This is a genomic window from Bartonella sp. AA56HLJMS, assembly GCF_042197145.1.
Classification (GTDB): domain Bacteria; phylum Pseudomonadota; class Alphaproteobacteria; order Rhizobiales; family Rhizobiaceae; genus Bartonella.
The window spans coordinates 1-16238 of record NZ_JBHIRL010000017.1; the positions used below are offsets into that span (position 1 = coordinate 1).

The following is a 16238-nucleotide window of genomic DNA, read 5'->3' on the forward strand; positions in this document are numbered from 1 at the left end:
TTGTTTAAACTTTTGCCAAGTTTGAGAGAAATCAAAAGCAGCAGCAATGATATTTTTCCATTTGGTGATGGTGGTGGTATCAGCACCAAAAAAGCGCATGACGGCTTCAAAGGCACGCCCCCAAGCCCGAGATACCCCCCGTGCAAAACCTTTGACAAAAGAAGAAAAACGATCCCAATATTTCCACAAAGCAAAACCAGCAGCAAGGATGACAGCCACAACAGCAGCAATGACCGCCCCGATCGGGGTAAAAATACCCCCCACAACAGAGAAAAGACTTGCCCCAACCACTTCGATCACTCTCCCCATAAAGCCAAAAGAGGCAGCAAATGCACTTCCTGAGACAGCAATCCCCCGTAAAGCCCCGACCAACAAGGTCATGGGGCGTAAGAGTCGGAGTGAACTTGCCCCAAGACCCGCGGTTAGCAAGCCCAGCGAGCGCCCTGCGGCTGCTAAGCCCCGCCAGCTTGCAGCAACACCACGACTGAGTACTTTAAGCTTAATAAAAGAGCCCATCAATTGAAAAAGCCCAAGGCGTGTCCCGGCAAGAGTAAAGCGCAAAACCCGTAGAGCAATATTAAAAGCCATAAGCGCAGCAATGGTTTTGATGATAGCGCTTGTTAAAGTTGGGTGCGCATTCGCCCACGCCATAAGCCCATTGGTAAAATTGCCAACACTTTCCATCAAACTGTTGAGGGGGGGCAGAAGCACTTCACCAATGCTAATCCCTAAAGCCACAATGCGGTTTTGTAAGAGTTCAAATTGCCGCATGGCACCGGTTGCTTGTTTGTCTGCTTCTTGTTCTACCGAACCTTTAAAGACTTGTGGATCTTTCACATACTCTAAAGCTTGCCCTAACAATTCAGGATTGCCCACCAATTTGGCAAAATCACCAGTAAAATCGCGCCCAGCAATGGCAATCAGCGAGCGCATGCCCTGTTCGGATTTACCCAACACATTAAAAAAGCGTACCAAGGTGCCGGTGGCATCTTTGTCCAGATCTTGCATGAATTTTTCGCGAGAAAGCCCGATATTGGCAAAAGCATCTTCAATATGCTTGCCTCCTGCCTGAATACGGGCACTCATGGCATTAAAACCACGCGCAGCACTCTCTGGAACAATCCCAGCAGAAATCATCGCTGTACCAAATGCCGCAGTTTCGCGCGCGGTGAGCTTAAACATGGTTGCCGCACCGGTAGCACGATTGGTAAAATCAGACACTTCACTGGCTTTTGCCGCCATGTGGTTAGAGAGATGATTGATGGCATCGCCTAGATCTTCAATGCCTGCTTGATTAAGCTTAAAGACATTGCGCAATTTGGCAAAGCGCTCCCCAATCTGATCTCCCGTCATATCAAAAGCAACAGCCGCTTTGGCAGCATAAATGCTAAAAGCTTCTAGATCTTGTTCGCCAATCCCTGCTTGGCTAGCACTGGTCATCAGTTCTAAAACTTCACGTGCCGCTAGCGGAATCTTAGTGGAGGTTTCCAAAGCAAAACGGCGCAATTCCTTTAAGCGATCAAGGGGGGCATCGAGAACCTTTTCTAGTCCCTTCATCGATTGGTCAAATTGCATGGCTTTATAGAGCGGTGCAATTAAGGTTGCTGTTTGCGCAATCGCCCCCACCATACGTCCACGCGCATGGATAAAAGCATTTTCTGCATGGGCTGTAGCTTTCTTAAGATGCTCAGGGTCAAACCACCCTTTAAAATGTTTTCGTGTCTGGCTTTGGAAATGCGCAACATCTAAACTAAAGGCTCTTAAGTCTCGCTTAGCAGAAGCGATCCCCTCTTGCAGATGATTAACAAAACGCACAACAAGAGAAACATCCATGATCGTCTCTTATCCTAACTGATGGCTTTCATATTCTTGAGCTTTCAGGCGCGCGAGTTCTTCTCGATAGGCAATCACATCCAGCCAATCCATCTGGTTAATCTCTAAAGGCGCCCAGTGATAATAAAGCGCTAGTTCTGCTCCAAATTGTCTGGCAGAGAGGATTGGCGTTGCGTAAAAAAAGCAAAAAAAGCCTTCAATATTGCGACAATATCCATCACATCAACTCGATCAATCAATTCAATAGATTCATGTGACATATCAGCCAAAAGTGCTGTGATGCCTTCTGTTGCCTCACTTGTGAACAAAACTTGAGAAAGCTTCGTGATAAGCACATCATTGCTCAAAGTGGTTTTTTGCTCTCCAAACTCAGGAAGCAGCAGCTCTGTCAATTGTGGTCCAATGAGCACCGCTAATTGCTTGGCATGCTTAAAAGTGGGGCGATAAAAGGTCAGTTTCTTGCAGAGAGTTTCTTTGCCACCTTTATCTTGATAAAGAAACGGAACCTGCAATTCCACGTCAATGCTGGTTTGTAAACTTGTCATGATCAATTCCTATAAGTTGAGAATAGAGCGGCGGCGAGAACCGATCTCTTGCCCGTTGCGGACAAGCCAGCCGCCCCGTTTAAAAGAAAAGCGGTGCAAAACAGAACCATCCCAAAATTCCGTATAATCCCAAATATTTTTGATCTCGCAATCATAGCCTGTGGCTTTCCCAGCTGTTAAGCCTTCGCTATCCACTTTGACCAACCGCCCTGTCACATCAATGGAATGTTCATGCTCACGCCCATCTTCTTCAGAAATCACATGTTTTTTGCCAGTGAATTTATGACGAAGACCAGGAGGACCACCAAAAATACCGATGACCTCAGGGGTATGGCTGCGGATTTTCATTTGCATGCTCAAAGCTTTCACACCAAGACCGCTCACATCAATTTGCATATCAGAGCCCCCTGGTTGATAGGTTTCTGTAATTTCTTCCAACGTGGGCAGTTTCAATGTTTCAAGATCAAGGTGAAGATTCACATCATCATCAACAATCAAGGTAAAACCGCGTACAATGCGTAAAGTCATGCTTTAACTCCTTGCTGCTTTGCGATAAGTTTCAAGCGTATCGCCAAATTGATAAGTCATTTTCTTTTGGATATCTTGCGCCAAACGGTCAAAATAAGCGCTATTGCGCCGGCTGCCGAAACTCAAATCTTCTAAAGGTGGCACTTCTTCTGCATCAAATTCCACCCGCAATTTTCCCAATTGTAAAGTGCTGTTGGAATTTAAATCGCGGTCAAACCAAACACGGCCACCCAAAAGCGCACCACGCGCAATCATATCATCAAGAAACTGTGTAAGGCTGCGGGTAATGGCAATAACATGTTGGCCAGTAAGGTTTTCATCATTCGCCCAAGGGCGCAAATTGTTAATGATGGTTTTTTCCAAGGCTGCACGGGTGCGCACCACATTGACAAAGCGCCACAATGGGTCACTGGAGGTGGTATGATTTCCCCATAAAATGCGCCCATTGGAAGCTACTTCTCCCACAGAATTACCTAAATGCCCATTTTGGCTAAGCCGTGCTGGAATAAAGGTCGCAATATCGGCTTGGTTAAGGCGATTTGCCTCATGATCAATTTCGCCATCAAAATAGCTAATGGGGCGTGCTGTCCCTAAAATGCCATGCACATCTTGGTTAGAAGGAGACCAAAAAACACCGCCCCTTTGCTTGTCACGTTTGATAAACATGGCTGCTGCAAAAGGACTTGCGGGTTTAACACTAACACCCCCCTCACGATTTGCCACCCGTACAAAGGGGTCAATCAAATAACAAAAGCGTGAGGAAAAATCTGCACGATAGGCAAGGCTTTCTTCCGCATTTTTACCCCCCGTATCAAACACGGCAATAGCTTGTAGCTTTTCTGCCACTTGTTCTAAAGCGTCTGCCACAGGGTTTTTGCCATTATCAATCCGCCCTGCACTATAAGCCGGTGCTAAGAGAATTCCAGGTTCCACACCCAAATGCCCCCGCGCATGAGCCAAGGCGTGCACACCGGTCAGGTGAGCGTTTGATCCCACCATCTCAGTTTGTGTCTCAGCAATGGTTGATTTTTCTTCCACACGCACAAGAATAATTTGTGCCTCAATCCCCTGCGCACACACCGCGTTAATCACATCAAGAGCCGTTCCCCTTCGCCCAAGCTTTTGGATTTTTTCTGTATCATGGGTGAAGACCAACACAGGCTCGTTAAGGGGAAAAACTTGGTTGTCAGCATCAGGGGCTGTAACAACCGCCCCAATAGCGGTCTGATCAAATGTTGCTAAAGGACGGGATTTTTTACATTGATTAACCCTATTGACCTTAAATTATTGTCAAATACACAGAGTTATTCTTTATTTTGAGCTTTTCTTAATTCTGTAATGGGGACACCACCAATACCCCAATTGTCTGTCTCCACTTCATCAATCACGACAACAGTCGTTTTCGGATTTTTATTCAGAATATTAACTAATAATTGAGTTGCCCCTTCTATTAGTTGCCGTTTCTGTTCAGAGGTAACCCCTTCATTAGTAATTTTAATATTTATGTAAGGCATAAGATCTCCACAATTTACAAATATTGAATAAAAAAGCTCAAATAAATGAACGCAAAAAGATTAAATATTAATACATAATAACTATGCATTTTAAAGCTCGTATCCACCGGTGAAATATGCAGGCTACTGGAAGCAAAAATAGCATTTATTGATACAGGAGAAAGGAGTTGAGCTGCAATAAAGAAGCAAATCCAAACCAAATAATCCGTAACCCCATAAGCCATCGATGACCCTAGTAAGGGAAATGCCAAACTAAATAGCACCATAGGGTGAATTCCTACTACACTGAAAATTGGCAATACAAAGAGAATACAGGCATAACGCTGCCAAACAGAGAGTGATGCCAATGAGTGACTAAACGTCACCGGCAACAAAGGAATAAGCAAATCACAAGTAGATATTAGCAGACTACAACCTAGCAACAACATAATTTCACTGGATATACTGCGTATCACTGCCACCAAAGGAGTCAAAAAATCAATACTGCGTGAACTCCCACGCTCAATGAGGTATAGAATGCTCGCCGTCAATGCAATGCTTTCTAGTGCATTCAACCTAATAACTGTCAACGCAACGATAAATATTAGCCAGAAAAATATCAAAAAAATCCAAATTCTTACTCTCTCTCCTTCTTTATTCGCTCTTCTCTCATCGCAAATAATCGGGTTAGCTAGCGGTACAACAGGAGAAAGGCACAACAACAACAGACTGAATAGAAAAAGTGGTATCCCCAAAGCAGCGGATGTGAATATTGGTGTTCTAGGCATAGCAGCGAAAACTGTTGCTGCACCGATGCTGGTCGGCATCAGTACCATCGTGATGCTCATCATTCGCATCACAATAGCGGCCAAATGGCGAGAGGGAAAAACACTTTTTTTCAAGGCATCAATCATTAGGGGGATAACCCCCAAACTCATCGGCCAAGCTAAAAACGCAGTCAGTATCGCGATGGACAGGGTAAGCAAACCCTTTCCATAGCGCATCAACCGTTCAGAGAGAAATTCTGAAATACGCCATGTATTCATCACATGGCGCAACAATCCCATGGCGAGTAATAGCCAAAAGACATCAGTAAAACGCACAAGCACAGTACGAACATCAGGCAAGTGCCAACGCCATATCAGCACTAAAGCACAAGCCAACAGGATGAACACACCACTGCGTGCATTCCCCTTCAACCACCAGTATGGTATCGTCAAAAGCAAATAACCGAAAACAGTCACTCCAGCCAATGGAATAAGAAACCAAGTTCTTATTGAGATAGACATAAGAAAAATGAATAGCATCAGCATCGCCATTATAACGGATACGGAGGACATGCGTATCAGGAAGCTTTTTACATCATCAATGTACATTAATTGTTGAATCTTTGACTGAGTAGCGATTAAGAAGCTGCTCGTACATGTCAGTGACACAGCGCCCTGCATCCCGCAGTGCACGAGAATTAACTAAAGGCCTAGGCAAAATATATGTATAAAAATTGGGCCCCTCTACTGGATTACCGACCACCCATAATGTATTTTGTATTTGCCCTTTAGTGTCTATAGGATGCTGCCGACGGTCAATATCAATACCACCAGGATGATATCCTTGGTTGATAAATGGTCGAATGATGCCCTGACCAGCCAAATTCTGGATAAAAGGGGACTCATCACGCAACGGAGAAAAACTATCAATCTTGGCCTTGATCAGCACATCTCCATCAACTGAACTGTTTTCATCTTGAAAAACAGACTGAATTTCGAAACGGCTGGTACTAGCATTGAGAACAAGTTTAGGTGAAGGTCCGCCAGCCAAAGTCACGATACCAGCCTCCATCAGAGCCTTCAACTCTTGGTTTCGCTGCATCGGTGGGCCGACAGAAATACGGTTAAAGTTTGGATTAAAATATTCAATAAAGTACTTGTGAGATGAAGATGTTAGCCCGCAAAAATCAATTGCTGAACGTAAGATATCACGGACATCTCGTAGCACATCTGTAGCAGCTTTCACTGGGCCATCAACATTACCTGCAGCGGAAGAATGAAGATCGTCCTTCAAATGCTCCATGAAGAATCTTGTATAATCCTTCAAAGAAGCAAATATTTTATTTCGATAAGGATACAGCAACGCTTGAATACACTGCTCGTCTTTGGAAGTAACAACATAGGTTTCAGAGTCTAGCCAGTGCCCCAGCTGCGTACTTCGATAGACATAACACATTTCTTTAAGCAACAGAGGTAAAAGCTGCGTTTCGAAATCCAGCTTCGGAGAACCGTTAGCAATGCTGGATTGCTTACGCAGATGATGTATTGCATCGAGAGTAAGGAATGATGGTATGTATTGCCCACTACCACCCTTTTGATTAATCCCGCGACTACTAAAAGGCAATGTTTGACGGGAGAATAGAGCTATCTTCGGTTCTTTGCCGCTTGGCATGTAGCGCAATTGTCCAGCATTTTCAGTAAAAGTCCCACCGCGACCGTAAGTCAATTGCGACAAGACATCATAGCTAGTTAATCCAATTCCCTGCACCAGCACACGAGACTGAGATTGTATAGAGTCCAACTTTTCAATTGGATAAGGATTCGAATAATAGTTCAGAAGAGCGTTTTTCATTTGGTGACCAGCCACAAACTGTTGCAGGCTTTCATCATGCGATGAATATATATTCTTACCGTGACCCGTGGTCATATAAACAAAATCTACACTATAATGACAGCCATCTTCCAAAAGAACATCCGTTTTATTATCTTGGTGGATATGGAGATTGATAACCTTTTGTCGGATCTCCTTAATACGAATACCGGAAGGTAAATCTTGCGTGAGCTCTTGGTAAGCCCAAGACAGGTATTCCCCTAACAAACGACGTGATAAATAATCATTTTCTTTGATTTCTCTCCCAACATTATGCTCTGTACGAGAAAAAACACCGTTAATATTACGATAACCTTGTTGAATAGCCCATTGATAGAAATTCGGCCCTTTACGAATAGGCCCGACACCCTTAACTGTATCATCACCAAATAAAGTAATCTGGCAAGCGACAGTGTTAACCAATAAATGATCTGGCTGATGCACACTATGGGTACCGGTTCCCATCTCATTGGGATCAATCAATAAAATATCAATGTTCCCAGAAAATGGATAATGGGAATAAAGTGTGAGCAAGCGTTCGAGAATACTGATCCCACGAGGACCAACGCCCAAAATAGCGACTGTAGAGTGAAGCATTCTGTAATCTCCCCTATTAGAATAATTTGACTTTCACAAAATGTTTCAAAAAGAATGGAATAAATTCTCTGACTTTTTAGTGAAGATTGCGGGTTTATGAAACGCCAACGACCTTTTTACAAAGACAATATTGACAGATTCCAGCAGCAACAAAAAGCGCTACAGCACCACAGATAACGGAAAGCGCAATGGCATGTGAACCAGACTGTAAAAAACTCGTCAAGAGAGGTCCTAATATTTGGCCAAAACCGTAAGTTAAGGTAGCCAAGCCTAGCAGATTTATGCCATACGGCGCATATAAACGCTTAGCTAACGGCATAACTAAAGAAGTCGTCCCCATAAAAGTAAATCCAAACCCTATACAACTGAGAACGATCAGTACAAGAGACTGACTGAATAATGTCAGTAATACGCATCCTCCTTGGATAAGCAAATTGAGCATCAGACAACGTAATACCCCCCACCGATGGGCTCCCCATAACCAAATGAAACAACTAGGAACAATGGCAATTCCGACAAACGACCATAAGTGGTTAGCGAGTAGTGGGAAATTAAATGTTTTCGCCATCAGAGGAAGATATGTCGCGACAATAATATAACCAAACCCAGCAAGCCCATAAATCAGAGCGAGTTCCCACCAAACGATATTTTCGTGTGCCAATGACTCATTAATAGCAAATTGAGACGCATCAACACGACGTGGAAATAAAATAAACAACAAGAGCAACAATACAACAGATATAAAACCAGCTCCAAACCAAATATTTTTCGCGTTCAGCGATTTACTCAAACCAATAATAACATACTCATTACCCAGCAGAATACCAACTCCCACACCTGCATAGAGCGAAGCAATAACCCACAGCTTGTGACTATGCTGCATAACCGTCATAGAACCAAAAATCATCATTGCTGCACTCGCGATACCGGCAGCAAAGCGGATAAAGAAGACCAAGTAAAAGTTTGTTGTTAACGCCATGGCAAAAATAAGTGCACTCGTCACTATAGTTGCACCAAATAGCATGTAGGGAGCACGGGATATATTCCCAACTCTGCAAAACGAAAAAAACATACTCCCAACTAAATAACCGCCATAATTAGCACTAGCTATATAAGAAAGTTGCTTAAAGGTAAACAATCCTTCATCCAACATAACTGGAAATACCGGCGTATAGAAAAATCGCCCAATTCCCATCCCCAAAATCATAATAATCATACCGAACACAGCGATTTTGAAATAACTCAAATCTTGACGATTATTTTTTCCCCCCATTACTCTAATCCCTTAACTAATAATTCGCTCATCCGCATTCTATCTCATCGAGGGTAGCACTTATCTCAGAGAATAAAAGCCAATCTAGCCATTTGTTTGAACAACCAGAGGAACATATTGAGCGATTATTGTCAACATTACTGGATCAGTTATATGCATTTCATCGTTTTACGCCCTGCTCCATGTATGATCTTCTCCCTACAAAGCTTCTTTTTCAGAAAATAATGGCTGAAATTAAGCAGCAATAACAACGAGGAAATCAATAAGCACGCCCCCGTTCAAACAAGACAATATCCCCTAAAGCTCTGCTTCATCAGGTATGACTAAAATACCCCTCACAAGGTTGCGTTATGTTCACATGGTGAACACCCTCAACCATCAAGCGGCTTAGTATCCAACTTAAAGAGAGATCAAGGACAAGCTTTTGCGCACGCGCCCATTCTGCTCTTAAATTCTGCTCTGCTCTTTCCAAAACAAAGGAGCCTTCATCCGGTAACAACCAAAAATCAATAGTATTGAAGGATATAAAGGCTACTTTTAATATAGCTTTGTTTTTTATCAGCAACAGTAAAAAGTTTGTTTTTTTTATAAAAATTGAAATTTATTCATTTTTTATCGTATATTTTATGTTATCTTCTTTAAATTAATTAAAAGATCATAGAATATTAAACTGATAGGATGCATTTTTCTCAAGCGGCATTTTTAGAGAAATGTTGATTTAATCAGTGAAGACAAGCAGTGAGCAAAGTTATAATTTGAAAAGACAGTATATAATGTTTATGATCAATGATCTAAATTAGAGACATGAATTGGGTGAGTTTGATCTTTCTTACAGCACAGTAGATCAAAAAAAACAGTAGATGAAGTTTAAAATTGACCATCATCCATCATAAGATGAAAGCTTTCATCCCAAGTTTGATTTTTTTAAACTATTTTCTTGTTCTTTCTGTAATATCTAAAGAATATCTTCAAGCAATCATAAGCACTCTTTTAGGTTATCATTTCATGATCAAAGTAATGGTTATCGAGCTTCCATTCAGGATACTGTTTTGTAAAAGGAAATCATCATTTCAGGATATGGAGGGATTTATGTATTTAGTCACAATGTATCATGCCCCCTTCCTCTTATATCAGAAATTTAATTCTTAATCGTAATGACGTGATCAAAAAGCACCTTGCGAGACAATCTTTTTAATAAATTTTTAATAAATAAAGTAAAGATGAATTCTGAAAAAAACTTTTTTAGACGTAAAGTGATACGGAGAAACAGTCAGAAAGAAGGTGGGGATTACAAATGTTGATGACTATAAAAAAAGATATCAAAAAATTACCAAAAACCGATTTATGGATCATTTGTGCTATTTCAGCTGATCAGCAAAGAGAATGGATCAGTAAATGGTGTATAAAAAATAAACACACTTCTATAAGTCCTAATTATGTCAATGATCTTGCCGTCCTAGGGTCATTTTACAGATCTAGACAAAATGATTACTACGGAAGCAACAGCCCCACAAGCAACTCCCCTCAAAAGTAACAATCTCATTTATGAGGCTTATGTTGCTTCTCATAATCACTTTACAATTGCATCATTTGCTCTCATTAATACGCTTTGAAGTCCCATATGGACTAAGGGACCTTTTAAATTTTGGGATGGTTATGGAAGCCTTCTTTCCACTAATCCCTGAATGGGGATATGAAACCGCTACCTTTTCACAGAAAAATATTCTTTTCAATGAAAATTCTTATTGTACAATCTATGGAACAACACAATGAACAGACCACGCACCCTTGCTCTCACCTATGGATCCTATAATGCTGTCCGCATGCTGATCGGCGTTTACCATGCTATTTTTTTAATGTCCATGGGAGTTAGTCTGGCGCAATTAGCTCTGCTTCAGGTTGTCTTTTCCACCACCATCCTGCTGCTTGATTTTCCCTGTGCTGTTTTATCTGACAGATATCGGCGTAAATATTCCGTTATGGCTGGGGTCTTTATGACAGGAGTATTTTATCTTCTATGCCTTCAAGCTCCTAATATGACAGCACTTATTATTGCGCAAATTCTCTATGCAGCGGGCATTTGCATCATTGTCAGCGCCATTGACGGATGGATTTACCATTCTCTAGGCGATAAACAGGATCACTTTTCGCATTATGCTCATCTCTACCACCAGGTTAACTCTTTCGGAAGTATTCTCAGTGGGATTATAGGAATTGGAACGATCTATTACTCTGGACGATATTTTATGGGATATATCATCTCATGCCTCATGATGGGATTTATTTTTTTGATCTTCCTTATTGTTCCTGAAGAAAAGAAAACGACAATTGAAACGTCCAAAACAAAAACAATCTTGCACAATGCCAAGGAAACGCTCTGGATATTTCAAAATACAGTAGGAGGAGCATGGTTTATTTTCCTCATGTGCCTTTTTAGCGCTGGTATTCAGATTATTTATCATTTCTGGCAACCGATAATACTTTTAGGGGGAAAAATTCATCACCTCAACGGTTCGCAAATGCTCGTCTTGATATGCTGCCATATTGGAGCCTTTTCAGCACAATATTTTTCAAATTTACTGATGTCTAAATATCATGTTCTTGATAAAAAATATAAGAATTCTATAAAATATTTTTCCTTCTTTTCTGCGCTGATGTGCATAACGCTCTATTTTTCAGTTCATAGCCATCAAACTGCTGCATCAGTCATCGCCTTCTCTTTAATCCATGGATTTATTTGCACTGTACCGATCGGTGCAAAAAGCTTATTTTTCTCAGAACTTAACCAAAAACAAACGCAGCATATTTCCGGTGTTGTTGGTGCTGTCTCTTTTAGCGGAAGAATATTTTCAATTACAGTATTGAGTATTATTTCTTTTCTTCCTGCAAAAGTTTCTCCATCTTACTACCTAATATTACCGACCATTACTTTTTTCATGTGTGGTTTGGTTGTCATGAGATGGATGAAACACTCTCAAAAGTCTCTATGAGAGGAAAACCATAACATTTCACCCACAATGTTTTCTTCTAAAAGAAATCTATAACTTTTTTGAGAGCATTGCCACATCCAACTTTCAATATACAATGCCAATATAAAGCAACACGTTGATTTATAATGATAATATACCAAACGCGAATATTGTAAGATTCTTTCTTTTCAAATCTGCTTTATGGTTGAAACAATCAAAATCATTTGCTTGCACATCATAAGTGGAGAAAGCCGTATAGATAAAAACGATTTAGAAAAGAAAAAATGCCTTTTATGAACTCTCATAGTCAAAATCTATAACAACAGGAAGGCAGATATATAAGCAGATATATAATATGCCTCTTTGCATCTTCATAAGTATACAAATGATGTGGCTTTATAAGGCTTTATATGTCTCACAGAAAATTTTGTGTTTTATACCATTTACGAGGCAGCGTCGCAAAATGGGCTTACACACATTGCAAAGATATCTCTTTAAAACAAGCGCATAAATCGGCAACACAAGTATATTTGTGTTTAGAACATGCTTTTTATATGAGAGGCATAATCCCAACGGGATAAACAGAATTCCGATACACAGTCAACTGCTTTTATAACAATAGATGGCGGAGAGGAAGAGATTCGAACTCTCGAGAGCCTTTTGAGCCCTACTCCCTTAGCAGGGGAGCGCCTTCGACCACTCGGCCACCTCTCCAACAGAGAGGCATAAATGGTATCAACAGAAAGTTCAAGACATTTTCGATTTTTTTTCCCAAATATCTGAAATTTTTTTTCCTTTATTGATCCCATAAGGAGCAAAAGTTAATAAAACAAAAATTGTGTCTTTTTTACCACAGCATCTCGAATAGTACATGTATATATTACAAAAAGGTAATTTCATATTTAAAACTCTAAAAAGATTAGTTATAGCTAAGATAACAAGTGCTGCGTATTTACTTATGTCTTTGTCCTTAATGCGTTAGGCAAATGGTACTCTTTAGAAGAAATTTAACCGGACCTCGGAGATCCCATATGAATATTAAATCCCTCTTTTTAAGCTCTACAGCAGCTTTTTTAGCAATTTCTGGAGCACATGCTGCTTCAACAGTTATCGCCGAACCCGAACCTGTAGAATATATTCGCGTTTGTGATGCCTATGGAAAAGGATATTTTTATATCCCTGGAACAGAAACCTGCATGCGTTTATCAGGAAATGTTCGTACTGATTTTATAGGCGGTGATAATATCGATGCAACAACCGAAACTGAACTAAGAAACAAAAGAAAAACCTATGGCGCAGCATCACGGCTCACCCTTGTTTTTCAAGCAGCTTCTGAAACAGAAATGGGAACACTTCGTTCATATGCAAGAATTTATTCAAACTGGGGGGATGGTAGAGACAACGCTGCTGCAAAGCTTGCCGCGGCTTACATTGAACTGGGTGGTTTTCGCGTAGGTCTTGATGACACAATTTTCAACAGCTGGACTGGTGATTATGGAAATGTTCTCAATGATGACAGCATAGCGCCTGCCGGCACAACACGCACCAATTTTATTTCCTACACCTTTAGTGGTGACTCCGGCTTTTCTGCTATTATCGGCGCTGAATTAGGCAATAATGCAGATTCTCTTCCAGGAATAACAGGATACTACATTGATAAAGATGATAAGCTTGTTTCTATCACTGAGGGCACTCTTCCAAGTAAAGCAATTAAAAATTACACCCCGAATGTGGTTTTGGGTATAAAGTTCATGCAAAAATGGGGTGGTTTTTCAGCAGTTGCAGCATATGATGCTTACTACAAAAAGTGGGCTGGAAAAGTACGTGCAGATTTCAATGTCAACGATCGTTTCAATCTATGGGTAATGGCTGGCTATAAAAATGGACTTGATTACTACACAGTAAATGAAAATGATGAGTTATCACGAAAAAGCACAACAATTTATGCAAACTGGGGTGGTAAATGGGCTGCTTGGGCGGGTGCCACTTACAAGCTTACTCCAAAAGCAAATTTGAATGCTCAAGTTTCTTATAGTGCTGTAAAAACCTTTGCAACTTCTGTAAATATTACATACACGCTGGTTCCAGGATTTGTGATTACACCTGAATTAACCTATGTTTCTTGGAACGATGATCGCGTTGTGACGGATAAAAATAATGATGAAAAACATTTATTCAATAAGAAAAGTGCTTTTCAAGGTATGATCCGTTTACAGCGTTCATTCTAATCCTATTTAAGCTACAGCTTTTAAAAACTGGCAACATGGTTTGCCAGTTTTTATTTTTGAAATCAAATATCATGAATATCTTTTCCTGATACGTATTGTCTTGTCTCTCGAAAAAAAAACCGACTTAGTTTCATAAAACTACTCTTAGAAGATTAACCTGATATGTTTGATAAGAGCACCTCACACGGGCGTTTACACATCACTTCAAACACAATCTCTTCCTTGCCCTTTAAAGCATGAATAACCCCCTTTGCTTTATGACCAAATTGGTCTTTCTTGGTAATTTACTTCTAACCTTTGTTAATTTAGGTCATGATCTTCTCAAATAAATTCTACACTGAACAGATAAACTATTGAAAAAACAAGACATCATTGTGTTTTTGATATGCCTGAATGTGTCTTCTATCAACACTCTAAAACACAACGTTTTATAACACTGCTTCATTAAAAAACTTAATCATTAAGAAACATGCTGTCAAAACGATGCAAACATCCCCTAAAGCAATAAAAGAGAAAAGAGATATATCTTCAAAAAAATGAATTGACCTCTTCCCCTTCTAAAGAATAGCCCCCTATCAGTAGCAATCTGTAAATGCCCCTATTTTTCTTGAATCTGCATCACTTTGATTTATAATCATAATTTATAATTTTGCATGTTTCAATCAACCAAAACCTGTCACTTGTACACGACAAGCGGAGAGAGCCGTGTGAATAAAAACGAGTAAAGAAAACCCTTTTATGTATCGTTTTCAGTTCCAAGGGTTGTCGTAACATTGAGATCTAACAAAATGTACGATAGTGCTAGGCACTTTTATTAAGCATAAAAATGAGGATACACTTCATAGAGGATTTTAGATTATATTCTCTATGAACGTCGCTATAAAATATGTGTTGTGATACACACTAAAAGACATTTCTTTAAAACAAGCATGGAAATATACAATACAAATCCATTTTATTTGAAGCGTTTTACCCTGCGTAAGGAACATGTCATCATATACACAACATCTTGGCTTTATGCGTTTTTAAAGGAAGAAAAATATAAGACAAAGAAACAATAAAATTTAATCTCTGCAAATCATAGAGCTTTCAGAGTTATGTTTCCATAAAACGCCTTATACCGTACATGGGATTTTTTACACGATTAATGCCCTTTTTACATAAAGCCAATTGGCAAAAAGCAGCCTTTCCTGATAATAAAAAGGCTTACACGTAATCATAAGCCATATTTTCAATTAAAACGCATTGAATTCACGGAAAATACTTATCAACCAATGCATAAAGAATTGCTGCTGTTTCAACATCTAGAATCCCATCATAATTTTCTTGACGAAAATGAAGTTGAAATGCTCGGATCAAATCTTTGTATCCTGTTTGGGTACACGCAGCAGAAATGTCATATCCATAACATTTTAGCTTCGCCAAAACATCTTCTTTGGGTGGCAAATTCTTAGAGAATTGCTCTTGATAATGACTTTTTAGTTCATCATCATACCATGCTCCTATACCTGCGCTATAAAGTTCTCTCCATGGAAAAGCTGCTCCTGGATCACTTTTTCTTCCAATGGCAATATCACTATGTCCCACAACATCTGTTGGCATAATATCAGGATACCGTTGAAAAATATTCAAGGCAAGTTCCTTAACAGCATCAATTTGTATTGGATTATAAGGAGGAAACATACCCGTCCCATCATGATAAGTCGCTAAATTAACGATTTCAATCCCGATAGATGCATCATTGAGATGACTATGCCCAGCCCATGAACTCACACCCGCATGCCATGCACGCTCATTTTCATCAACCAGATTAAAAATACGCATATCCTTAAAGCCTGCCTCACGATATGTCTGCTCTGAAGGATCAGGAACAAGATAGTGTGCACTAACCTTTTCTCCTGTAAGCGCCATAATCGAGGCTTTAAAATCAATAGCCGTATAATGCATAACGAGAAAATGAACGCGACGACTAAAACTCTTGACAGAACGATAACTGTTGTAATCAATCTGATACATAAAAGCCCTTTCTTTTTTGCTTAAAAAACCACTGCGCATCACAACAGATAGAATACGAACTGTTAAAAAATGCAATAAACTTCCCATCTAGATACTAAGAATTACGACTAAAATTTGTT

At 40.1% G+C, this 16238-nt stretch carries 11 protein-coding genes, 1 tRNA gene and 1 pseudogene; 2 read left to right on the plus strand and 11 right to left on the minus strand.

Features of this window, described 5'->3' with window-relative positions; genetic code table 11:
- The 9 genes and pseudogenes from ACFINI_RS08010 to ACFINI_RS08050 form a co-directional block, all read right to left on the minus strand.
- Positions 1 to 1833 (minus strand): phage tail tape measure protein (locus tag ACFINI_RS08010; RefSeq protein WP_375647515.1); only part of this gene is annotated, 1833 nt, incomplete at its 3' end.
- Positions 1834 to 1964: 131 nt separating this feature from the next.
- Positions 1965 to 2378 (minus strand): hypothetical protein, encoded by a 414-nt coding sequence (locus tag ACFINI_RS08015; protein ID WP_375647519.1) that lies wholly within the window; start codon positions 2376 to 2378, stop codon positions 1965 to 1967.
- Between the two features lie 9 nt (positions 2379 to 2387).
- A complete protein-coding gene (locus ACFINI_RS08020; RefSeq protein WP_375608794.1) occupies positions 2388 to 2906 on the minus strand; it encodes a phage major tail tube protein in 519 nt (172 codons plus the stop codon).
- A 3-nt stretch (positions 2907 to 2909) separates the two neighbouring features.
- On the minus strand, positions 2910 to 4124 hold the full coding sequence (locus tag ACFINI_RS08025) for a phage tail sheath family protein (protein ID WP_375647568.1): 1215 nt from the start codon (positions 4122 to 4124) through the stop codon (positions 2910 to 2912).
- 86 nt (positions 4125 to 4210) lie between these two features.
- The gene (locus ACFINI_RS08030; RefSeq protein ID WP_375607418.1) at positions 4211 to 4420 is read right to left on the minus strand and encodes a 2-hydroxymuconate tautomerase family protein; all 210 of its coding nucleotides are present in this window, start codon (positions 4418 to 4420) and stop codon (positions 4211 to 4213) included.
- Positions 4421 to 4434: 14 nt separating this feature from the next.
- The gene (locus ACFINI_RS08035) at positions 4435 to 5775 is read right to left on the minus strand and encodes a hypothetical protein (RefSeq protein WP_375647522.1); all 1341 of its coding nucleotides are present in this window, start codon (positions 5773 to 5775) and stop codon (positions 4435 to 4437) included.
- Positions 5765 to 7633: an FAD/NAD(P)-binding protein gene (locus ACFINI_RS08040; RefSeq protein ID WP_375647525.1), complete on the minus strand. Its 1869-nt coding sequence runs from the start codon at positions 7631 to 7633 to the stop codon at positions 5765 to 5767. Before ACFINI_RS08040 ends, ACFINI_RS08035 begins: the two co-directional genes overlap by 11 nt.
- A 94-nt stretch (positions 7634 to 7727) precedes the next feature.
- A complete protein-coding gene (locus ACFINI_RS08045; protein WP_375647529.1) occupies positions 7728 to 8906 on the minus strand; it encodes a YbfB/YjiJ family MFS transporter in 1179 nt (392 codons plus the stop codon).
- A gap of 259 nt (positions 8907 to 9165) precedes the next feature.
- A pseudogene (locus tag ACFINI_RS08050) lies at positions 9166 to 9414 on the minus strand (baseplate assembly protein); the annotation flags it as partial.
- Between the two features lie 1261 nt (positions 9415 to 10675).
- On the opposite strand from ACFINI_RS08050, the gene ACFINI_RS08055 reads away from it, so the two are divergent.
- Positions 10676 to 11896, plus strand: coding sequence for an MFS transporter (locus ACFINI_RS08055; RefSeq protein ID WP_375647533.1), 1221 nt, complete (start codon positions 10676 to 10678; stop codon positions 11894 to 11896).
- A gap of 602 nt (positions 11897 to 12498) precedes the next feature.
- Here ACFINI_RS08055 and ACFINI_RS08060 read toward each other — a convergent pair.
- A tRNA-Ser gene (locus tag ACFINI_RS08060) sits at positions 12499 to 12589 on the minus strand.
- A gap of 317 nt (positions 12590 to 12906) precedes the next feature.
- Here ACFINI_RS08060 and ACFINI_RS08065 point away from each other — a divergent pair.
- Entirely contained in the window at positions 12907 to 14103 is a 1197-nt protein-coding gene (locus ACFINI_RS08065; RefSeq protein ID WP_375613795.1) for a porin, read from the plus strand.
- A gap of 1251 nt (positions 14104 to 15354) precedes the next feature.
- On the opposite strand, the gene ACFINI_RS08070 is transcribed toward ACFINI_RS08065, so the two are convergent.
- Positions 15355 to 16119, minus strand: coding sequence for an N-acetylmuramoyl-L-alanine amidase (locus tag ACFINI_RS08070; protein ID WP_375612480.1), 765 nt, complete (start codon positions 16117 to 16119; stop codon positions 15355 to 15357).
- Between the last annotated feature and the right edge of the window lie 119 nt (positions 16120 to 16238).